At 75.3% G+C, this 20,003-nt stretch carries 19 protein-coding genes; 5 read left to right on the top strand and 14 right to left on the bottom strand.

All coding sequences use genetic code 11. From position 1 onward, the window contains the following. Positions 1-30 precede the first annotated feature (30 nt). Both EKG83_RS21310 and EKG83_RS21305 read left to right on the top strand, forming a co-directional pair. Complete coding sequence (locus EKG83_RS21310; protein ID WP_228122737.1) at positions 31-564, top strand: PadR family transcriptional regulator; 534 nt, start codon at positions 31-33, stop codon at positions 562-564. Further along, a complete protein-coding gene (locus tag EKG83_RS21305; RefSeq protein ID WP_033429673.1) occupies positions 561-1,181 on the top strand; it encodes a GyrI-like domain-containing protein in 621 nt (206 codons plus the stop codon). The genes EKG83_RS21310 and EKG83_RS21305 overlap by 4 nt, the downstream gene beginning before the upstream one ends. A gap of 15 nt (positions 1,182-1,196) precedes the next feature. On the opposite strand, the gene EKG83_RS21300 is transcribed toward EKG83_RS21305, so the two are convergent. Beyond that, positions 1,197-3,170 (bottom strand): hypothetical protein, encoded by a 1,974-nt coding sequence (locus EKG83_RS21300; RefSeq protein WP_051765222.1) that lies wholly within the window; start codon positions 3,168-3,170, stop codon positions 1,197-1,199. Between the two features lie 126 nt (positions 3,171-3,296). Between EKG83_RS21300 and EKG83_RS21295 the strand changes: the two genes are divergently transcribed. Further along, on the top strand, positions 3,297-4,259 hold the full coding sequence (locus tag EKG83_RS21295; protein ID WP_153278265.1) for a hypothetical protein: 963 nt from the start codon (positions 3,297-3,299) through the stop codon (positions 4,257-4,259). Positions 4,260-4,321: 62 nt separating this feature from the next. Next, on the top strand, positions 4,322-4,729 hold the full coding sequence (locus EKG83_RS21290) for a hypothetical protein (protein WP_033429675.1): 408 nt from the start codon (positions 4,322-4,324) through the stop codon (positions 4,727-4,729). Between the two features lie 54 nt (positions 4,730-4,783). Here the strand turns inward: EKG83_RS21290 and EKG83_RS21285 are convergent, their stop codons facing one another. The 7 genes from EKG83_RS21285 to EKG83_RS21255 are packed head-to-tail and all read right to left on the bottom strand — an operon-like array spanning position 4,784 to position 12,400. Further along, complete coding sequence (locus EKG83_RS21285) at positions 4,784-5,308, bottom strand: heme-degrading domain-containing protein (protein ID WP_051765223.1); 525 nt, start codon at positions 5,306-5,308, stop codon at positions 4,784-4,786. Between the two features lie 10 nt (positions 5,309-5,318). After that, the gene (locus EKG83_RS21280) at positions 5,319-6,455 is read right to left on the bottom strand and encodes a ThiF family adenylyltransferase (RefSeq protein WP_033429676.1); all 1,137 of its coding nucleotides are present in this window, start codon (positions 6,453-6,455) and stop codon (positions 5,319-5,321) included. 17 nt (positions 6,456-6,472) lie between these two features. Continuing rightward, positions 6,473-7,663: a 3-hydroxybenzoate 6-monooxygenase gene (locus EKG83_RS21275; protein WP_033429677.1), complete on the bottom strand. Its 1,191-nt coding sequence runs from the start codon at positions 7,661-7,663 to the stop codon at positions 6,473-6,475. Positions 7,664-7,670: 7 nt separating this feature from the next. After that, positions 7,671-9,704 (bottom strand): anthranilate synthase family protein, encoded by a 2,034-nt coding sequence (locus EKG83_RS49060; protein ID WP_033429678.1) that lies wholly within the window; start codon positions 9,702-9,704, stop codon positions 7,671-7,673. Then, complete coding sequence (locus EKG83_RS21265; RefSeq protein ID WP_282916585.1) at positions 9,701-10,372, bottom strand: isochorismatase family protein; 672 nt, start codon at positions 10,370-10,372, stop codon at positions 9,701-9,703. Before EKG83_RS21265 ends, EKG83_RS49060 begins: the two co-directional genes overlap by 4 nt. Positions 10,373-10,401: 29 nt before the next feature. Beyond that, a complete protein-coding gene (locus tag EKG83_RS21260) occupies positions 10,402-11,181 on the bottom strand; it encodes a 2,3-dihydro-2,3-dihydroxybenzoate dehydrogenase (protein ID WP_033429679.1) in 780 nt (259 codons plus the stop codon). Positions 11,182-11,191: 10 nt separating this feature from the next. After that, positions 11,192-12,400, bottom strand: coding sequence for a 3-deoxy-7-phosphoheptulonate synthase (locus EKG83_RS21255; RefSeq protein ID WP_084716223.1), 1,209 nt, complete (start codon positions 12,398-12,400; stop codon positions 11,192-11,194). Positions 12,401-12,578: 178 nt separating this feature from the next. Between EKG83_RS21255 and EKG83_RS21250 the strand changes: the two genes are divergently transcribed. Further along, positions 12,579-14,207: an FAD-dependent monooxygenase gene (locus tag EKG83_RS21250; RefSeq protein WP_033429680.1), complete on the top strand. Its 1,629-nt coding sequence runs from the start codon at positions 12,579-12,581 to the stop codon at positions 14,205-14,207. A gap of 13 nt (positions 14,208-14,220) precedes the next feature. Here EKG83_RS21250 and EKG83_RS21245 read toward each other — a convergent pair whose 3' ends face one another. Genes EKG83_RS21245 through EKG83_RS21220 form a run of 6 tightly spaced genes read right to left on the bottom strand, consistent with a single transcriptional unit; the run spans position 14,221 to position 19,786 of the window. Continuing rightward, positions 14,221-15,177: a cyclase family protein gene (locus EKG83_RS21245; RefSeq protein ID WP_033429681.1), complete on the bottom strand. Its 957-nt coding sequence runs from the start codon at positions 15,175-15,177 to the stop codon at positions 14,221-14,223. A gap of 25 nt (positions 15,178-15,202) precedes the next feature. Then, positions 15,203-15,535, bottom strand: coding sequence for a hypothetical protein (locus tag EKG83_RS21240; protein ID WP_153278264.1), 333 nt, complete (start codon positions 15,533-15,535; stop codon positions 15,203-15,205). 59 nt (positions 15,536-15,594) lie between these two features. Continuing rightward, positions 15,595-16,041, bottom strand: a complete 447-nt coding sequence (locus EKG83_RS21235) for a VOC family protein (RefSeq protein ID WP_033429683.1) — start codon at positions 16,039-16,041, stop codon at positions 15,595-15,597. Continuing rightward, complete coding sequence (locus EKG83_RS21230) at positions 16,038-17,162, bottom strand: nucleotide disphospho-sugar-binding domain-containing protein (protein ID WP_033429684.1); 1,125 nt, start codon at positions 17,160-17,162, stop codon at positions 16,038-16,040. The genes EKG83_RS21235 and EKG83_RS21230 overlap by 4 nt, the downstream gene beginning before the upstream one ends. 24 nt (positions 17,163-17,186) lie before the next feature. Then, complete coding sequence (locus tag EKG83_RS21225; RefSeq protein ID WP_063741282.1) at positions 17,187-18,353, bottom strand: acyltransferase family protein; 1,167 nt, start codon at positions 18,351-18,353, stop codon at positions 17,187-17,189. Between the two features lie 11 nt (positions 18,354-18,364). Continuing rightward, positions 18,365-19,786 carry a DHA2 family efflux MFS transporter permease subunit gene (locus EKG83_RS21220; RefSeq protein ID WP_051765225.1) on the bottom strand — a complete coding sequence of 474 codons (1,422 nt, stop codon included), beginning with the start codon at positions 19,784-19,786 and terminating at the stop codon, positions 18,365-18,367. Positions 19,787-20,003 lie beyond the last annotated feature (217 nt).

Raw genomic sequence — 20,003 nt, 5'->3', positions numbered from 1 at the left:
TCAGAATTGCTCTAGTACTAGGATAAGCGGGTGCCCCCGGAACTGACCCCCGCCGAACTGACCCTGCTGGGTCTGCTGGTGGAACGACCGCGGCACGGCTACGAGCTGGACGAGGTGATCACCGCCCGGGGCATGCGGGAGTGGACCGAGATCGGGTTCAGCTCCATCTACTACCTGCTGGCCAAGCTGCGCGACCGCGGCCTGGTGGCCGAGGTCGACGCGCCCGGGTCGGGCCGGGGCAGGGCGCGCAAGGTGTTCGGCCCGACGCCGGAGGGGCGCCGGGCGTGCGCGGAGGCGGCCGAGGCGGCGGTGGCGCGGCTGCGGCCGGTGTTCCCGCCCGTCCTGGTCGGACTGGCGAACCAGCCCGTCATCCCGCCGGAACGGCTGCGCGCCGCGCTCGCCCGGCGCGCCGCCGCGGTGGCCGCGAAGATCGCGGAGCTGCGCGCGGCCGTCGCCGCCCAACCGCACGCGCCCCGCTTCGCCCGCGCGGTCTTCGACTACTCGCTGGCCCAGTTGGAGGCCGAGCAGCGCTGGCTGGCCGCGTACCAGGAGGACATCGGATGAGCCCGGACCGCTACGACGTCAAGCGGGAGCTCAAGCGGCTCTACGCGCCCAGGAACACCGACTGGGCGCTGGTCGACGTGCCCGAGCAGCGGTTCATCGCCGTCGACGGGCACGGCAACCCCAACACCAGCCCCGACTACGCCCGCGCCGTCGAAGCGCTCTACTCCGTCGCCTACACGGTCAAGTTCGCGAGCAAGCGGGAGGGCCGCGACTTCGTCGTCGGGCCGCTGGAGGGGCTGTGGTGGGCCGACGACCCGGAGGTCTTCATCACCCGGGACAAGGACCGCTGGCACTGGCGGATGCTGATCAGCCAACCCGACTGGGTCACCGACGAGCGGATCGACGAGGCCAAGCGGATCGCCTCGGCCAAGAAGGGCCTGCCCGCCATCGAGGCCGTGCGCCCCGAGGTCCTGCACGAGGGCACCAGCGCCCAGGTGCTGCACATCGGGCCCTACGACGACGAGGGGCCGGTGCTGGCCAGGCTCCACCACGAGTGGCTGGCGGCCAACGGCCTGCGGTTGACCGGCCTGCACCACGAGGTCTACGTGGGCGATCCCCGCCGGACCGACCCGGCGAAGCTCAGGACGGTCCTGCGCCACCCCGTCCGCACCCGGTAGCCGCCACCCGGTGGTTCAGCCCAGCGACGCGATCCGGCGCCGCAGCTCGACCAGCCGGTCGTGGTGGCTGTAGCTGGTCTCGTCGCCGCCGGTGACCCGCCGCGCCCACCCCTCGGCCACGGCCAGCAGCCGCCCGGCCAGGGCCACGTCGCCGGGCCCGGTGCCCGGCACGCCGTGCTCGACCGCGGTGAGCAGGGCGGGCGCGGCGAGCAGGCAGAAGTGGGCGGCGGGCTCGCTGGACCCGGCCAGCAGCTCGGTGGTCTCCCGGTCGTCGAGCGCGCGCGAGATCCACGCGTGCCCCTTGGCCGCCCAGCGGCGGGCCTCCTCGGGGTGCGCGGCGCGCTTGGTCAGCACGGCCGCGGCGCGCGAGGCGATCTGCAGCGACTGCCGCAGCGGCAGGAAGCTGTGCGTGCGCTTCCAGTACAGCTCGCGGGCCGGGATGACGACGGTCTCGAACAGCTCGACGGCGGCGAGCAGGTCGGCCTCGTCGTCGGGGTGCGTGGTCAGGTAGGAGGCGTAGTTGTGCAGGTGGTGCCCGACGGCCAGCCGTGAGGCGCGGTCGCCCTCGCCGGGCCAGTCCGGGGCGAGTTCGAGGATGCGCAGGTAGGCGTCCCAGCTGCGGCGCAGCCAGGCGTCCAGGTGCTCGGGCGGCGGCAGCTTCGCGCCGGGATCGGTGGCGTTGGTCCGCCGCACGATGTTGATCTCGACGTTGGCCGACGAGATCGCCTCGGCGGCGGCGCCGCGGTCCACCACCCCGGCCTCGGCCAGCTCCACGCACCGCTCGGCCTGGGCCATCAGCTCGGCGACCGGTTCGGCCAGGTCGTGGCGGCGGTCGTGGCGCAGGGTGTGCACCAGCATGTCGGCGGCCCGGCACCGGCCGAGCGCGGTCAGCGGGTCGTCGGGGCCCAGGACCTCGGTGGCCAGCAGCGCCACCTCGGCCAGCAGCGGCACGATCGCCTCCCGGGTCCGCTCGCGCAGCTCCGCGTCGAACCGCACCTGCCGCAGCACGGTGAGCAGGGCGATCAGCACGGCCCGGCGCGCGGGCAGCGGCAGCCCGCCCACCTCGGCGGCGGACGGCACGCGCGGCAGCGCCCGGCGGTCGGCGGGCTCGGCGTCGAGCAGGTGGTCCAGCTCGGCGATGTAGCGGCCGACCAGCTCGGTGGGCGGCACCAGCGCCTCCACGGCGAGCCTGCCGGGCACCCGCTCGCTGAGCCACAGGTGGCTGGAGCTCTGCTGGGTGCCCACGGCCATCAGCCGGCGCAGCAGCCGGTCGACCACCTCGTCGGGCGCGGTGACCTCCAGGCAGCGGACCGTGCGGTCGGCGACGTCGAGGTCGCGGGGCCGCGACGAGGTGCCGCCGCCCGCGTCGGCGTGCGGCGCGCCCACCTCGCAGCGGGCCAGCGGCAGGTCGGCGATGGGCGCGGCCAGCGGCAGGTACCACTCCACCAGCAGCTCGCGCTGGATGGTCCGGGCGTGGATCGCGGCCGCGAGCAGCGCGGGCTGCGTCCGGAACACCTCCAGCACCAGGGCGGCCCAGGCGGCCAGGCGCAGCCGGAGCGGCAGCGCCGACCCGTCGGCCGCGACCAGCAGCCCCAGGGCCGACTCGACGGCGGCGGTGACCGGGGCGAGCAGCCGGTTGGCGGCGGTGAGCACGACCGCGGCCTTGGTGTCGGGGCCGAAGCGGTTGAGCGTGGCGTTGGGGATCTCGTTGGGCAGCGAGCCGCCCGCGCCGGTCACCGCGACCCGGTCGACCACGGCCCACCCGCCCGGCTCGACCGGCCGGGCCTGGCCCCGCCCCGGCTGCGGCGCGCCGCGGGCGATCTCGGACAGGGTGATCTTGTTGTAGTCGCAGATCCAGGTGCGGGTCCCGAACGGCCCGCGCTCCCAGGGGATGCCGAACAGCGGGGCGACCTTGCGGGCCAGCCGGGCCGGGACGATCTCGGACCTGATCTCCGGGATGTCCGGTATCTCGGCGGGAAGCAGGCCCATGTTCGCTCCTTGGCTGGTACGGCGGAAGTGGATCTTACTCCACCATTTTTTCGCAACCCTGCGCTCTCACAGCCTTACGTTCTCGTAAGATTACGAGTCATGCGAACCGCTACCCGCAGTGAAAATATGACTACTCTTCACCTCACTGACGGACGGGCGCGCGAGCTGCCCGACGTCCCGGAGGTGGTGGCCGCCATCTGGCACGAGTCGCACAGCTACCGCAGGGCCATCCACCGGTCCCTGTTCACCGACCGCTGCGACCTGCGCGTCAGCACGTCCCCGCGGGCCCCGGGCGGCCCGCACGCGATCCGGCTCGACGGCGAGTGCGCGTGCCGGGACTTCCTGGTCGACATGATCGTCGAGTGCCACCGCCTCTTAGCCGCCCACCCGGGCGAGCTGCGCAACCCGGCGGGCGCCGCCCGCATCCACGTCCGCATGCGCGCCGCGCCCGACTGGAACCGGGCCCGGCGGGCCGCCATGGGCGCGCAGGCCCGCGCCGACCGCGTCCGCGCCTGCTCCCGCGCCAGGGGCCTGCCGGACGACTTCCACCGCGCGCTGCTGGAGTACCTGGTGGACGAGGCGGGCTCGATGGCACCGCTGGAGGACGAGCACGACCTCCTGCACCGGCTCGCCGCCCGGTGCGCGCGCGAGTTCGAGGGCACCCCGGAGCACTACCTGGACCGGGTCGCCGACGGCGTGGCCGTGGTCGAGCGGCAGTGCCGGTCCGGGCCCAGGGTCAACGCGGGCACCAAGGAGCACCCCGAGTACGTCACCTGGTGGGAGCGCTACGTCGAGCGCCCGCTGGGCCGCCGGCCGCGCCGCACCACCCGGCCGATCTCCACGCTGCCGGGCGCCGACGCGGAGCTGCCGCCCGGCGTCGACGGCGCCGCCGCCGAGGCCGACGCGCAGGCGGTGGCCATCCTGGTCGAGGCCCTGCGCGGCCACCCGGCGGCACCCGCGGAGGCGCTGCGCACCGGCATCGCCCACCTGGTCGAGCACGGCCTGCTCACCGAGCGCTCGGCCGCCGTGCTGCTCGCCGACCGCTCCCGCCTGGACTCCGCGACCCGCGAACTGTCCGCCATGGCCTGACGGTTCCCCCTCCCGGTGGAGGCAACCGCACAGCGCCGTCGCGGCGCGGAGACGAGGACACCATGCACCGTCGTCCACCACCCGACCACCGGACCACCGGGTGCCACTGCCCGCCGGACACCGGCCCGCCCGGCCGCCCCGGCCTGAGCGTGGTCGTCGGCCTGGCGCTCGCCGGGCACACCGCCACGGCCCTCGCCGCCGGCGCCGCCGTGGCCGCCCTGCTCTCGCTCGCCCTCCCCCTCACCGCACCGCCCGACCTGCCGGGCGACCTCGCCACCGACGACGTCTCGGCCGCCCTCGCCACCGGCGCGGCACTGGTCACCCTGCTCGTCACCACCTGCCTGCGCGCCCGGTGCCGCCCCGCGGGCGGCCGCCACCGCACCCGCGCCGGCCGCGTGCCCGCCGTCCACCTGGAGGGCAGGTTCCACCTGCGCGCCGGCGACCGGCTCGACGAGGACGAGCGGCGCTGAACGCGGGCCGGCGCGGACGTCCCCCTCCTGCCGGGACGTCCGCGCCGGCCGCGGTCACGCCTGCCGGGGCCACCCCGGGTCGACGCCGAGGAAGGCCGCCAGCTGCTCGACCACGAACGCGTGGTCCTCCTCCTCGCGCAGGCCGGACACGGTCACGCTGCCGACCGGGCCGACGTCGCGCACGACGACCGGGAACGAACCGCCGCTGGCCGCGTACCGCGCGGGGTCCAGCCGCGAGCGCGCGTCGAACGTCGAGCCGCGGACCCGGAACCGCGTGCCCACCAGGTACGAGCTGTGGCCGTAGCGGTCCACCACCCGGCTCTTGCGCTCCGCCCACTCCTCGTTGTCCAACGACGTCCCGGGCAGCGCGGCGTGGAACAGCAGTTGGCCGCCGCGGCGCACCGAGACCGTGATCGCCAGGCCGCGGCGGCGGGCCTCGCACACCATCCGGTCGCCGAGCGCGTAGGCGGTGTCGTTGTCGAAGCGGCCGAACACCAGCCGCTCCTCCTGCTCGGCCAGCCGGGCGAGCAGCAGCTCCTCGGCGGTGGTGTCCTCCGGGGCCGTCTCCCTCGGGGTCATCGCGGCCCCCTCAGTACGTCGGCAGGTCGGGGTCGACCTGCTGCGCCCACGCCAGGATGCCGCCGCCCAGGTGCACCGCGTCGGGGTGGCCCTGCGCGCGCACCACGGCCAGCGCCTCGGCGGAGCGGATGCCCATCCGGCAGAACAGCACCACCTTGCGGTCCCGGGGCAGGCGCGCCGCCGCGTCGCCCTCCAGGAACTCCGCCTTGGGCACCAGGACCGAGCCGGGCAGGTCCACGAAGGCGTGCTCGTCGGCCTCCCGCACGTCCACCACGTGCAGCGGCACGCCGCCGTCCATCAGCTCCTTCAGCTCGACCGCGGAGATGGTGGCCTCCCGGGCCGCCTCGGCCGCCTGCGGGGAGAGCAGGCCGAAGAACGGCTCGTGCGCGGTCAGCTCGGCCGGCCGCGCGGTCGACGCGCCGCGCACCAGCGACCGGGTCCCGCAGTCGCCGCGCATCGCGTCGTACTCCAGCACGCGCCCCAGCAGGGGCTCCCCCGAACCGGCGAGCAGCTTCACCGCCTCGGCCGCCATGACGGCGGCGATCCACGGGCCCAGCGCGGTCAGCGTGCCCGCCATGCCGCGGAAGTACGGCGCGGGCGGGGTGGGGAACAGGTCGCGGTAGGTCGGGCCGTGCGCGTCCCAGAACACGCTCACCCGGCCCTCGGCGCGGTCCATGCCGCCCCACACCCACGGCTTGCCCTCCCGCGCGCAGGCGTCGTCGACCAGGTAGCACAGCGCGGGGTCCTCGACCGCGCAGAGCACCAGGTCGTAGTCCGCGACCCGGGCGGCGAGCGCCGGGTCGAAGCGGCTCTCCCAGGCGTGCACGGTCAGCCAGGGGTGGGTCGGGATCAGCGACTTCGCCCACGAGGCGGCCCGGGTGCCGTGGTCCGCGGGCAGGCCGGCGTGCCGGTCCCACGGGTGCAGCCGGGCGCCGTCCACGACGCCGAGCGTGCCGACACCGGCGTCGGCGAGCTGGACGAGGGCGGCGGCACCGACCTCGTCGGCGCCGATCACCAGCACGCGCGCGCCCCGCAACCGGCGCTGGCCGATCGCGCCGACGTCGGCCAGGATCAGCTGGTGGGCCGTGCGGCGGACGTACTCGTCGTCGAGGTCGTCCACCTGCGCGGCCAGGGCTGGGTACGGCATGGCACTCCTGTTCTTCGTCAGCGGGCGGCGGCGGGTGCGTCGACCTTCGCGGCGTGGAGCCACGACACCGCCTCGTACAGGTCCTCCGCGGACAGCCCGGCGAGCAGGGCGTCCCGCGACCGCGCCCGGTCGCCCGCCGCGTGGTAGACCGCCTCGCCGAGCCAGCGGGCGACCTCCTGGGCGCGTGCGGTGCGGTCCCGCCGCAGCGCGGTGAAGCGGCCGAAGCGGTCGGGCACCGCGTCGGGGCCGCAGCGCACCAGCGCGCCGAGCACCACCGCGTCCTCCAGCGCCATGCAGGCGCCCTGGGCGGCGTACTGGAGCATCGGGTGGGCGGCGTCGCCGATCAGCACCACGCGGCCCTCGTGCCAGCGCGGCACCGGGTCGCGGTCGCACAGCACCCACCGGTGCCAGTCGCGGCCCAGCTCCAGCAGCTCCCGCGCGGTGGCGGGCAGGTCGGTGAACGCCGCGAGCACGTCCGCGCGGTCCGCGGGCAGGCCGGACACGGCCGTGCGCGCGCCGTCGTCGCGGGTGATCGCGAGGTTGAGCTTCCGGCCGCCCGCGATCGGGTAGTGCACCAGGTGCGCGCCCGGCAAGGCCCACAGGCACACCGCGTTCCACCGCAGGCCGGGCGGCACGGAGTCCATCGGCACGACGCTGCGGAAGATGGTGTGGCCGGTCACCCGCGGCTCGCCGTCGCCGAGCAGCTGCCCGCGGACGGTGGAGCGGATGCCGTCGGCACCGACCAGCGCGTCGCCCGTCACCCGCTCGCCGGAGGCCAGCTCGCAGGTCACCCCCCGGCCGGAGTCCTCGTACCGCACCACCGCGCAGCCGGCGCGGAGCCGGATCGCGGGCTCGGACCGGCAGGCGCGCAGCAGCGGGGTGTGCAGGTCCGGCCGGTGGACGACGGCGTAGGGGTTGCCGAACCGCCCGCGGTACCCCTCGCCCACCGGCATCCGGGCCAGCACGCCACCGGAGCGCCCGTCCACCAGCCGCAGTTCCTCGACGTGCACGGCGGCGGCCCGGACCTCCGCGCCGACCCCGAGCACGTCCAGCGCGTGGAAGGCGTTGGGCGCCAGCTGGATGCCCGCGCCCAGCTCCGCGAACTCACGAGCGCGTTCGAGGACCTCCACCTCGTGGCCCGCCCGCGCGACGCTCAACGCCGCGGCGAGACCGCCGATGCCGCCACCGACGACGACGAACCTGGCCACCGCCGCCTCACCGGTCCCGGTGGGCCGAGGCCACGGGCGCCGGCAGCAACGAGGTCACCGCGTCGCGCAGCACGGCCAGCCCGTCCGCGCTCAGCACGGACTCCGCGTGGAACTGGAACGAGCGGAAGTGCGGTCCGCGCAGGCCGTGCACCTGCCCGTCGACGGGGTCGCGGCACACCTCCACGCCGTCGACCTCGTCGCGGTCGCAGCGCAGCGCGAAGGTGTTGTAGAAGCCCACGCGCACGCGCCGCCCGAAGAAGTCGACCTCCCGCTGCACGCCCTGGTCCGGCCGCTCCCGGCGGACGACCCCGAGGCCCAGCAGGGTGCCGAGCACCTGGTGGCTCAGGCAGACGGCCAGGAACGGCCGCCGCGCCCGCAGCAGCTCCGCCAGGGACTCGCGCACCCGGGCGATCCGGGGGTGGGCGCGGTCGCGCGGGTCACCCGGGCCGGGTCCCATGACGACCAGGTCGTGCTCCCCCACCGGGTGCGGCTCGTCGAACCGGCGCACCTCCGCGTCCAGGCCGAGCGCGCACAGCTGGTGCCGCAGCATCGCGGTGAACGTGTCCTCCGCGTCGACCACGAGCACCCGGCGGCCGACCAGGTGCGGCACGACGTGGACCCGCCGCCCCGACCGGTCCAGCCAGAACGGCGCGAGCCGCGAGTTGCGGTCCGCCAGGGCGGCCTGGACCTCGGGGTGGGCGGCCAGGTCGATCGGGGTGGACGCGGCGACCGGGGTGAGGGCGGTGGTCGAGACGGGAGCGGCGGCCGAGACGGGAGCGGCGGCCGGAGCGGGCGCGGGAGCGGCGGCAGGGGCGGCAGGGTCGGGCGCGCCGGCCGGGTGCGCCGGGGACCCGGCCCGGACGCCGAGCGCCCGCAGCATCGTCCCGACCTTGCCGTGCGTCTCGGCCACCTCCGACCGGGCGTCGGAGTCGCGCACCAGGGTCGCCCCGACCGCGATGGCCAGCCGCCCGTCGACGACCTCCGCCGTGCGCAGCAGGATCGCCGAGTCCAGCGACCGGCCGCCGTTCACGTCGCGGCTGACCAGGGCCGCCACCCCGCTGTAGTAGCCGCGGCCGCGGGGCTCGTGCTGCCGGATGACGCGGCAGGCGCTCTCCACCGGGCTGCCGGTGACCGTCGGCGCGAACAGCGTCTCCCTGAGCACGTCCCGCGGGTCGCCGGGCACGTGCCCCTCGATCAGGTACTCGGTGTGGCTCAGGGTCGCCATCTCCTTGAGGAACGGCCCCACCGCGCGGCCGCCGCCCTCGGCGACGCGCCCCATCATCTTCAGCTCCTCGTCGAGGACCATGTACAGCTCGGCGGTCTCCTTCGGGTCGGCGAGGAAGTCCAGCAGCCCGGCCAACGACGGGCCGCCCGGCGGGTGCCGGTGGGTGCCGCTGATCGGGTTCATCACCGCGGTGCCGTCGAACAGGCTGAGGTGCCGCTCCGGCGTCGCGCCGACGAACGTCCGCCCGGCCAGGTGCGCGGCGAACGTCCAGTACGCGCCGCGCTCGCCGCTGAGCAGCCTGCGGAACAGCGACAGCGCCTTGCGCCGGGAGAAGTCGGGCACCTCGGCGGTGAACGAGCGCTTGATGACGAAGTTGGCGCCCACGCCCCGGCCGATCTCCTCGGTCAGCACCGACCGCACGATCGAGGCGTACTCGTCGTCGTCGACGTCGAAGTGCGGGTCGCGCAGGGTGATCGGCTCGTCGGGCAGCAGCCCCAGGGCGGTCGACAGGGTGGTCGACACCTGCTCGCGCACCGACATCGCCAGCAGCGGCGCGCCGTCGTCGTGGCACTCGAAGCCCCGCTCCACCACCTGCCGGTAGGGCACGAGCGCGAACAGGTCGTGGCGCGGGGAACCGGCCGGGCCCGGCTCGGGCAGCGGCAGGTCGGCCAGCAGCGGCACGCTCGCCACATCGCCGAGCAGCAGCTCGACGCGGTCGCCCACCGCCTCCGGGCGGTGCACCAGCGCGAAGTCGGGCGCCGCCGGGCCGAGCACCCGGGCCAGCAGGTCGGCGAAGCCGGGTTCGGCGCGGGTCACGACTCGCCCGCCGCGCGCGCGACCAGGCCGGTGCGGTCGAGGTGGGCCAGCACGGCGTGCGTGGTGAGCACGACCGAGCAGCGGCTCGCCGCGTACTCCAGCGCCATCCGGTGGTGCTCGGCGGAGAAGTCCGCCACCGCGTCGGCGACCAGGAAGGTCTCGATGTCGTGGGTGAACGCCTCCACGGCGGTCATCAGGCAGCCCACGTGCGCGTAGACACCGCAGACGACGAGCTGGTCGCGGCCGGTCGCGCGCAGGTGCTCCAGCAGGCCGTTGCCGTGGAAGGCGCTGTAGCGCCACTTGGTGAACAGCGCGCTGTCCCCGTCCGGGGCCAGCTCGTCGATCACCTCGCGGTCGTCGGCCGTCGTGGTCATGCCCGGACCCCAGAAGTCCTTGAGCAGCCCGCGCTGCTCCGGCGTCATCCGGCCGGGCTGGGCCGTGTAGAGCACCGGGACGCCGCACGCCCGGGCCCGCCGCACCAGCGCCCGGGTGTTGTCGACGAGCGCGCCCCCCGGTTCGAGGTGCCGGGGGAAGGGGCGGACGAAGTACTTCTGCATGTCGTGCACCAGCAGCGCCGCCCGGCCGCCGTCCGGGGTCCAGTCGGCGGTGTTGCGCGGCAGGTCGCCCGCACCCGGCATCGGGTACGGCTGGATGGTGGGGATCCCCAAGGCGAGCGCCCTTTCCCTCGTGTGCGGGCCTAGCGACCGAGCGCGGCGCCGCCGTCGACGTACAGGTCCTGCAAGGTGATGTGGGCGGCGCGGTCGGACAGCAGGAACACGACCGCGTCCGCGATGTCCTCGGGCGTGGCGAACTTGCGCAGCGGGATGCCGACCCGGTACTCGGGCAGCGACCCCGCGAGCGAGTTGGCCGGGCCGCTGTCGTCGGTCCACAGCGAGCGCAGCATCGCGGTGTCGGTGGAGCCGGGCGCCACGACGTTGCACCGGATGCCGTGCACCGCCAGTTCCAGCCCCAGGGCCTTGGTGAACGCCGTCGCCGCGGCCTTCGACGCGCAGTAGGCGGACATCCGGGTGCGCGGCACGCCCGCCGCGTTCGAGGAGACCGTCACGACGGCACCCCGACCGCGCTCGACCATCCGGCGGGCCGCGGCGGTGGAGAAGTGGAACACCCCGCCCGCGTTCACCGACAGCACGGCGTCCCAGTCGTCGGGGCCCATCTCCAGCGCCGGGCCGGGGCGCAGCACGCCCGCGCCGTTGACCAGGAAGTCGACCGGGCCCAGTCGCCGCTCGACCTCGGCCACGACGGCGTCGGCGGGCTCGCGCACGTCGGCGGTGAAGCCGCGCACGGCCTGCCGCCCCACGTTCGCCTTGCGCTCCAGGGCTCGTAGCGCCTCGCCGTCCAGGTCGACGGCGGCCACCGCAGCGCCCAGGTCGACCAGGGCCAGCACCACCGCCTGCCCGATCCCGCCCGCCGCTCCGGTGACGATCGCGACCCTGCCCGCGAACTCCTCGGTCCTCATGCCTCCTCCTTCAGGCTCGCCACGCCGACAGCACCGCCACGGCCTGCCGGCGCGACAGCCGCGGGTCGCACAGGGTGGTGCGGGGTCCGGTCGGCCGCTCGTCGGCCGTCCACGCGCACTCCGCCACCTCTTCCGGTGTCGCCTCCAGGTGCACGCCGCCGTCGACGCCGCCTTGGGCGCGCACCGCGTCCTGGAAGCCCTCCAGCTCACGCACCAGCGTGGTGACCACGCGCACCTTGAGCCCGTCCGGGCCGGTCACCGTGTTGCCGTGCATGGGATCGCACAGCCACACCACCGGGTGACCCGCTTCGCGCACAGCCCGCACCAGGCCCGGCAGCACGTCGCGCACCCGGTCGGCGCCCATGCGCGCGATGAGCGTCAGGCGGCCCGGTTCCCGGTGCGGGTCGAGCACCGCGCACAGGCGCCGCAGCTCGTCCGCGGTCGTGGTCGGCCCCACCTTGCAGGCGACCGGGTTGACCACCGAGGCCAGCAGCCGCACGTGGGCGCCGTCGACCTGCCGGGTGCGCTCCCCGATCCACGGCAGGTGCGCGGACGCCAGCAGCAGCCCGCCGTCGGTGGGGCGCAACAACGGCACCTCGTAGTCCAGCACCAGCGCCTCGTGGCTGGTCCACACCTCGGCGCCGGGGTCGCGGCGCTCGGCCGCCAACGCCTCGACGACCGATGTGGACAGTTCGTGGCAGTCCAGCATCCGCAGCGGGTCGGGCACCCGGGCGGCCGGGTCCGGCCGGGGGTCGTTGACCATCGCGCCGCGGTACACCGGCAGCTCCACGCCGGCCACCCGCTCGGTGGGCCGCGAACGGGGCTTGGCGAACTGCCCGGCCAGCCGGCCGACGCGCACCACCGGCAAGCCCGACCGGGCCGTGACCACCTCGGCCAGCGCGTCGAGCAGCGCGACCTTGGCGCGCACGTGCACCGGTTCGCACCGGTCGGGGTCCTCCGCGCAGTCGCCGGCCTGCACGACCAGCGCCCCGCCCGACGCCACCAGCGCCAGCCGCGCCCGCAGGGCGGCCACGTCCTCGGCGGAGACCAGGCCCGGTAGGCGGGACAGGTCCTCGCGGACCTGCCCGGCGAGCCACGGGCTGCTCCACTCCGGCTGGTGCGCGGCGGTAGTCGCCGCGGCGGTGAGCAGGCCCACCGGGTCCGGCACGGGCCCGGACCGGTGGGCGTCCGCCGTGCCCGCGATGCGGTCCGACACCATCTCGCCCTCCCCCGGTCCTCGGCAACCCGGGACGACACTGGCAGGGATCGGGAGCGGCGTGTAGACGCGGCGGTGGCCCGTGGCGGACGTGGCCAGGGGCGGACAGCGCGGGCACCCGGGCGGGTCGCGGAAGTCCCTATGGTGGTGGAGAAGGCGTGGACGAGGAGGACCCATCAGCATGCCCGCACCCGACAACCACGTTGACGTCCTGGTCGCCGGTGCCGGGTCGGTCGGCCTGTTCACCACGCTGTTCCTGGCCCGTCGGGGGGTCCGGGTGCTGGCGGTGGACCGCAACCCCGCCCCGCCGGTGCACCCGAGGGCGATGGGCATCGGACCGCGCACGGTGGAGCTGCTGCGGGAGGCCGGCCTGGCCGACGAGGTCGACGCGGCGTGCGTGGACATGTCCGGCAGCAACCTCCAGATGTTCTCCGCGCGCACGCTGGCCGACGCCGACCTGCCCGCCCTGGCCGCGGCCGCGCCACCCCGCACCGCCGACTTCGACGAGGTCACCCCGCGGGTGCTGCGCGGCACCTGCCCGCAGAGCAGGCTGGACGGCGTCCTGGTCGACGCGGCCCGCCGGCACGGCGCGACCGTCCTGTTCGGATTCGAGCTGGTGTCGTTCGTGCGGACCACCGGCGGCGTGGCGGCGGTGGTCCGCGACGCGGACGGCGAACGGGTCGTGCGCGCGGACTACCTCGTCGGCGCGGACGGCGTGCGCAGCGGGGTCCGCACGAGGCTGGGCATCCCCACCTCCGGCCCCGGCGCCCTGGGCCTGCCCCTGGTGAGCGTGCTGTTCCGCGCCGACCTCGACGACCTGACCCGGGGGCACACCTTCGTCGTCTGCGACGTCACCACACCGGAGGCACCCGGCGGGCTGCTGCCGGTCGACGGCGCGCACGAGTGGATCTACCACACGCGGTACGACCCCGCGCGGGGCCGCTCGTTCGAGGACTTCACCCCCGACCGCTGCCGGGAGCTGGTGCGCGCCGCGGTCGGCCGGGACGTGGCCGTCGAGGTGGTGAGCGTGCTGCCGTGGCAGGCGCGCGGCCAGGTCGCCGACCGGTTCCGGTCCGGGCGGGTGTTCCTGGTCGGCGACGCCGCGCACGCCATCCCGCCCGTGGGCGCGTTCGGCCTGAACACCGGGGCCGCCGACGCGCACAACCTGGCCTGGAAGCTGGCGCTGGTCCTGCGCGGTACCGCCGACCCCGCGCTGCTGGACACCTACGAGGCCGAGCGCCTGCCGGTCGCGCGGACGGCGTTGGAGCAGTCGGTGCTGCGCCTGGGCGACCCGTCGCTGCACTGGGCGCGGGGACCGGAGGGAGCCGCGAAGCGGGCGGCGGCCGGGGCGCTCAACGCGCCGGTCGTGCACCTGGGCTACCGCTACTCCTCCGCGGCGGTGGTGGACCCGCCGGCCGCGCTGCCCTCCACCGAGGACGTCGCACTGGACCTCGACGGCGCCCCCGGGTCACGGGTGCCGCACGTGTGGCTGAAGTCCGACACCGGACAGGTGTCCACCCTGGACCTGCTCGGGCCGGGTTTCACGCTGCTCGCCGGCGCGGACGGCGCGCCCTGGGCCACCGCCGCCGCGGAGGTGTCCGCCGAACTGGGCGTGCCGGTCGACGCGCCGGGCATCGGCACCGACCTGGTGGACCTGGACGCGCGGTGGGAGCGGACCGCGGGCATCACGGCCTCCGGGGCCGTGCTCGTCCGGCCCGACGGCTTCGTGGGCTGGCGCGCGGCGTCCCTGCCGGAGGACCCCCGCACCGCGCTGCGCCGGGCCCTCGGCGCGATCCTGGGCCGTCCCTGACGCGGTACCGCGGTCAGAACGTGGCGATCGGGTTGACCGGGCTGCCGGACGTGCCGGCGAAGCGGACCGGCGCGACCGCGAGCTGGAAGTCCCACTGACCGAGCTCGGCGGCCGTCGCCGCGCACGCCTCCAGGTCGCAGTTGTCGAGCAGCCACAGCCCCATCGCGACCAGGCCCACGGCGTGCACCGGCATCAGCACGCCGTCGTACCCCGACGGCAGGACGTCCTGCGGGCTGTCGGCGCCGATCAGCGCGACCCCCCGCTCGTGCAGCCACGGCAGGCACGACGCGTGCCAGCCGGCCTGCGCGGCACCGCCGGCCGCGCCGGACTCGTGCCGGACGCGACCGCGGCCGGTCCGCAGGAGCACCGCGTCACCGGGCCGCACCCGCACGCCCTGGCGGCGCTCGGCCTCCTCCAGGTCCTCGGGGTGCACGCCCTCCCCCGGTTCCAGCCACGGCACGCCGCGGACCCGCGCGACGTCCAGCAGGACGCCACGCGTGACGATCCCGTTCGCCGCCGCCGTGACGGCCGCCCACGCCGACCCCGTCCCGGCGTCGACCAGCGAGTGCGGCCGCCCGTTGTACATCGCGCCGTCCCAGAAGAGGTGGCACGGCGAGTCGAGGTGGGTGACGGTGTTGCCGTGGAAGGTGAAGCCGAGCCGCTCGATCGAGAAGCCCCACCGCCGGTCGTCGCGGAACCCGGGCAGCGGCATGTCCTCGGCACCCGGCATGTCGGCGGCGCACGGGCACGTCGTCGTCGCCCGCTCCGCCTCGTCCGGCACGGCGACCTCCCACGCGCACGACACGCTCCTGCCGTGGCGCACGGCCCGCGCCGCCGCCAGCCGGACGTCGTCGGTGACGTGGTTCAGGGTGCCCAGCTCGTCGTCGTCGCCCCAGCGGCCCCAGTTCGACAGCGTGCCGAAGTACCCGAGCACGTCGTCCCGCGTGGGCGTCGGTCGCGCTGCCGTCATCCCGCCATGCTACCGAGCCGGTCGACTACTCCAGCAGCGTCAGGATCGCGCCCGCGAGGGTGGCCGCGGCCGACAGCGCCGCCGCGTTCACCGTGACCTTCTTCCGCGCTGCCGCGTCGCCCAGGAACACGCCGCCAGCGAGGACGAGCGCACCGGCGAACACCGCGAACGTCCGTCGTGTGCCGCCTCGGAGCAGGTACCCCATGCCGTACCCGAACCCGAAGTCCGCGATGAGGTTGAACACCACCTGTCCGGGCTCGGACTTCACCTGGAGCGTGAAGACGACGAGCAGCACCGCATAGCCGATCGACAGCAGCACGGCGGTGCGCCGACGAGAGAGATCCACCACGTGCGACACCCGCTTCCCTCGACCCTGTCCAATCGGAGGACGCGCGGTGCCCGCTGATACACCAAGGGTCAGTGATCGTCGAACGCGGGCATCGCCGCGCCGCCGGGATTCCAGGTGGCCAGGAACGGCACCTGGCGCGAGATGTCCATCATCTCCAGGCGCACCCCCAGGCTCTCCACCCGGTGGTAGCTGTACCGGCGGCCGAACGGGCACCCGGAGAAGTCCACCGGGTAGCCCTCGGCCGCCAGGCGCCCGGCGCTGTCGTCGACCGACTTCGTCCAGAAGCCGATGTGGTCGCAGCGCGCGCCCAGCGTGGAGTCCCAGGGGCTGCCCGCCGGTCCCTCGATCAGCTCGAAGTACGGCGGGCCGGTCCGCGAGAACGCCATGCGGTAGGCCCACTCGCCCACCTGGTCGTCCTTCACCCCGCCCCACTCGACGCCGACCGCGCGGGTCAGGTCGGCCATGGCGCGCTCGACGTCCGGCACGACGAAGCAGATGTGGTAGAAGGAGGTCATACCATCTTCTCCAGTACGCTCAGGACCTCGACCGGGGACGGCATCGCGGCGATCTCCCCGGCCAGGTCGGCGGCCCGCTCCCGGTAGCGGGGTTCGGTGAGCAGCGCCTCGCACCCGGCCAGGATGGCCTCCCGGGTGTCCTCGCCCGGCAGCAGCACCCGCGCCGCGCCGTAGTCCGCGAGCCGCCGGGAGGGTCCGACGAGCTTGGGCATGTTGGGGATCAGCAGCTGCGGCACGGCGAACGCCATGCCGGTCAGCGCGGTGCCGCCGCCCGCGTGGTGGACCATCAGGTCGCAGCTGCGCGCCACCACGTCCATCGGCAGCCACCCGGCGGGCACGCCGAGGGTGGCGGTCAGCTCGTCCGCGACCCGGTCCGGCGCCGCGACGACCACCTCCGCGTCCAGCTCCCTCACCTTCTCCACCAGCTCCACGAGGTAGGTGTAGAAGTTGTCCCGGGCCACCTTCGTGCCCGCGGTGACCAGCACCCGCCGCGACTTGGCCTTGCGGTACATCCACGGTTCCAGCGTGCGCTGGAGGTTGCACGGCACGTACCGCATGGGCTGCGCCTCGCCGGCGTCCGGCGGGCGCACGCTCGGCGGGCAGATGTCGATCCACAGGTCGGCGGCGGGGATGCGGTCCAGGCCCAGCCGCTCCAGCTCGGGCCTCAGCTCCACCTCGGCCGCGACGTCCACCACGGGCGGCTCGCCCGAGTCCCACGAGTGCCGCACGCAGGGCACGCCGAGCCGGTGGGCCAGCAGCTGGGCGGCGAAGCACAGCATGCCGCCCACCACGACGTCGGGCCGCCAGTGCCGGGCCAGCTCCAGCAGCGGGTCCAGGCAGCCGGCGGCCAGCCGCCCGAACCCGTGGCCGATGTAGTGCATGTGCTCCAGCGGGTCGGTGGGCTCCTCGACCGGGGCACCGGACCGGTCGGTGGTGATGTAGCGCCGGATGGGCGTGGCGGACACCGGGACGCCCGGCAGCCCCGCACCGGCCACGGCGGGCATGGTCTCGTCGGTGGAGGCCACGAACACCTCGTGCCCGGCGTTGCGGGCCGCGGTGGCCAGCGGGGTGAGCGGGAAGACGGTCGCCGGGCTCCCGCCGGTGACGAACAGGACTCTCACGGGACGCACCCTTTCGACGAGCGGTCAGGACGAGCGGTCGGGAACCGGTCGGGCCGCGGTGGGCTCGGCCGCGACCGTGCCGCGGCGCCGCACGGCCCACCTGCGCATCGCCGGCCGCTCCACGCAGGTGAGCAGCAGGAACGCCAGTGCCAGGCTGACCGCGAAGGCCACCACGACGACCAGCAGGCCGGGCAGCGGCGGTAGTCGGCGGTCGAAGCCGACCACCGCGCGGGCGAGCACGAGCACGAGTTCGTGGACCAGGTAGAACGCGAAGGACGCCTCACCGAGGCGGCGCGCCACCGGGCTGCCCAGCAGCCCCCGCCGGCCCCGCGCCTCCCCCGAGGCCAGCGCCGCGATCAGCAGCGCCAGCGGCACCGCGGTCACCGCGTCCACGGTGAACAGCAGGGGCGTCGCCAGGCCGGCGAGGTACCCGAGCGCGGTCAGCAGCGCCGCGTGGCCGACCTTGAGCCCGGTCCACCGGCCCGACAGCACGAGGCGGGCCATCAGGACGCCCAGCAGGAAGTCGAGCAGGCGCACCGGCGGGAAGACGTAGAGGAACCACATCTGCGTGATGGGCTGCCCGTGCAGGACGGTGCCCTCCAGGCCGTCGCCGAACGTGGGTTCGGCGGGCAGCAGCGCCCGCGCCGCGAAGGGCGCCAGCACGATCAGGGTGGCGACCCCGCCCGCCCACCACCACAGCCGCCGGGGCGCGATCCGCCCGGTGGCCGCCAGCAGCAGCGGGAACAGCAGGTAGAACAGCAGCTCGCAGGACAGCGACCAGCTCGGCCCGTTGACGCTGAGGAACGTGCCCGGGTCCGGCACCCACGCCTGGAGCAGCGCGAGGTTGGCCAGCGCGGTCGGCAGCGGCGTCTCGGCCGCCGCGAACAGCAGCATCGCCAGGGCGAAGGTCACCAGGTGGTTGGGGTAGACCTTGACCAGCCTGCGCCGCAGGAACCCGCAGTAGCCGTCCCGGGGGCGCGCCGACCAGGTCAGCACGAAGCCGCTGAGGATGAAGAAGAAGGACACGCCGATGCTGCCCATGCCCTTGGTGGCGGCGGTGAGCACCGCCGGGACACCGCTGTCGGGCGTGAACAGGCCGAGCGTGGCCACGTGGAACAGGAACACCGAGAACGCCGCGAGGAACCGCGCCCCGGTCAACGAGTCCAGCCTGCTTCGCGGGTAGTCCTGCACCGCCACTCCTGTCACTTCTGCCGGCCGGGGATGAAGAACGCGGGCACCAGGGCGAGCACGCCGAACGCGACGGTCCACCAGAAGGCGTGGCCGAACGCGGCCGCGGTGCCCTCCGCTCCGGTCGCGCCCGCGAGCCTGCCCTGGAGCACGACCACGAGCACGGCCGTGCCGAAGGAGCCGCCGACCCGCTGCACGACGTTCACGACGCTGGTGGCGTTCGGGATGGCCGCGCGGTCCAGGCCGAGGTAGGCGGCGGCCATGATGGGGATCACGGCCGTGCCGATGCCCAGGCCGCGCACCACCAGCGACGCGCCCAGCAGCAGTTCGCCGGTGTGCGCGTCGACCTGCGTGTACGCGATCGTGCCGAGCAGCGTGACGACCAGCCCGCCGATGATCAGCGGGCGCGGACCCAGGCGGTCGGTGAACCGGCCCGCGAGGAGCACCGCGGCGAGCGCGCCCACGCCCTGCGGTGCGAGCAGCAGCCCGGCTTCGAGCGCGTCCCGGCCGTGGACCTGCTGGAAGTACAGCGGGAGCAGGAGCATCGGGCCGAAGTAGCAGAAGCCGAAGAAGAACATGACGACCGTCGGCGCGGTGAAGGCCCGCCGGGCGAACAGCCGCAGGTCCAGGACGGACTCCCGGCGCAGCGAGTGCACGACGAACACGGCCGTCAGCACGACGCCCAGCGCCAGCGGTACGAGCACGGGCGCGGTGAGCCGGCCGCCGCTCTCGCCCACCTGCGTCAGGCCGAACACCAGCGCGGCGATGCCGGGCGGCAGCAGGGCCGCGCCGAGCAGGTCGAGCCGGCGCCCGGGTTCCGGTGCCGAGGCGGGCAGCACCCTCAGCGACAGCACCAGGGCGAGCACGCCCACCGGGACGTTGAGGAAGAACAGCCAGCGCCACCCCGGCCCGTCGACGAGCACGCCGCCGAGCACCGGGCCCAGGATCGGCGAGAGCTGGGCCGGGATGCCGACCAGGGCCATCACGCGACCCATCCGCGCCGGGCCCGCCGCCTGCGCGAGCAGCGTCTGCCCCAGCGGCATGACCATGCCGCCGCCCAGCCCCTGGACCACCCGGAACACCACGAGGGCGGGCAGGGACCAGGCCAGGCCGCAGAGCAGGGAGGCGCCCGCGAACAGGGCGATGGACAGCAGCCAGAGCCGCCGCAGGCCGAACCGCTGGGACGCCCACCCGGTGATCGGGATGACCGCGGACAGCGCGAGCAGGTACGCGGTGGTCACCCACTGGACCGCGGCCAGGTCCGCGCCGAACGCGCCGGCCAGCCGGTCCACCGCCACCACGACGATCGTCGTGTCCAGCAGCGACGTGAAGCTGCCCAGCAGCACGACGCCGGCGGTGCGCAGCACCGCCGGGTCCAGCCGGTCGGCGGGTGCCCCCGTCGAGGCGGTCGGGTCCGCACCGGTTCGCCGTGCCATGTCACACCCTCGGGAGAAGTAGCCGTACGTTCGCGCGGCGCGCTGCGCCGGCACACGACCCTGTCACGGATCGGAGTCGCGCAGAACCCGCCGCGGTGGCCCCTCGCGGCCTTGGCCGCCCGCGGCCGGCGGGGCCCGTGCACGCCGCTGACCTGGCCGTCCGCCGCGGCAGGCGCCGGGTCCGCCGCCCGCCGCGGCCGGCCGCCGGAGGTCGGCC

It is taken from the genome of Saccharothrix syringae (genome assembly GCF_009498035.1).
GTDB lineage: Bacteria > Actinomycetota > Actinomycetes > Mycobacteriales > Pseudonocardiaceae > Actinosynnema > Actinosynnema syringae.
This window is presented reverse-complemented; position numbering and strand designations above follow the sequence as displayed.

What these genes read in the sequence shown, in the direction of transcription:
- EKG83_RS21305 (WP_033429673.1), top strand. Translation starts at nt 561, where the DNA reads ATGAGCCCGGACCGCTACGACGTCAAGCGGGAGCTCAAGCGGCTCTAC.
- EKG83_RS21300 (WP_051765222.1), bottom strand. Translation starts at nt 3,170, where the DNA reads ATGGGCCTGCTTCCCGCCGAGATACCGGACATCCCGGAGATCAGGTCC.
- EKG83_RS21295 (WP_153278265.1), top strand. Translation starts at nt 3,297, where the DNA reads ATGACTACTCTTCACCTCACTGACGGACGGGCGCGCGAGCTGCCCGAC.
- EKG83_RS21290 (WP_033429675.1), top strand. Translation starts at nt 4,322, where the DNA reads ATGCACCGTCGTCCACCACCCGACCACCGGACCACCGGGTGCCACTGC.
- EKG83_RS21285 (WP_051765223.1), bottom strand. Translation starts at nt 5,308, where the DNA reads ATGACCCCGAGGGAGACGGCCCCGGAGGACACCACCGCCGAGGAGCTG.
- EKG83_RS21280 (WP_033429676.1), bottom strand. Translation starts at nt 6,455, where the DNA reads ATGCCGTACCCAGCCCTGGCCGCGCAGGTGGACGACCTCGACGACGAG.
- EKG83_RS21260 (WP_033429679.1), bottom strand. Translation starts at nt 11,181, where the DNA reads ATGAGGACCGAGGAGTTCGCGGGCAGGGTCGCGATCGTCACCGGAGCG.
- EKG83_RS21255 (WP_084716223.1), bottom strand. Translation starts at nt 12,400, where the DNA reads ATGGTGTCGGACCGCATCGCGGGCACGGCGGACGCCCACCGGTCCGGG.
- EKG83_RS21250 (WP_033429680.1), top strand. Translation starts at nt 12,579, where the DNA reads ATGCCCGCACCCGACAACCACGTTGACGTCCTGGTCGCCGGTGCCGGG.
- EKG83_RS21245 (WP_033429681.1), bottom strand. Translation starts at nt 15,177, where the DNA reads ATGACGGCAGCGCGACCGACGCCCACGCGGGACGACGTGCTCGGGTAC.
- EKG83_RS21235 (WP_033429683.1), bottom strand. Translation starts at nt 16,041, where the DNA reads ATGACCTCCTTCTACCACATCTGCTTCGTCGTGCCGGACGTCGAGCGC.
- EKG83_RS21220 (WP_051765225.1), bottom strand. Translation starts at nt 19,786, where the DNA reads ATGGCACGGCGAACCGGTGCGGACCCGACCGCCTCGACGGGGGCACCC.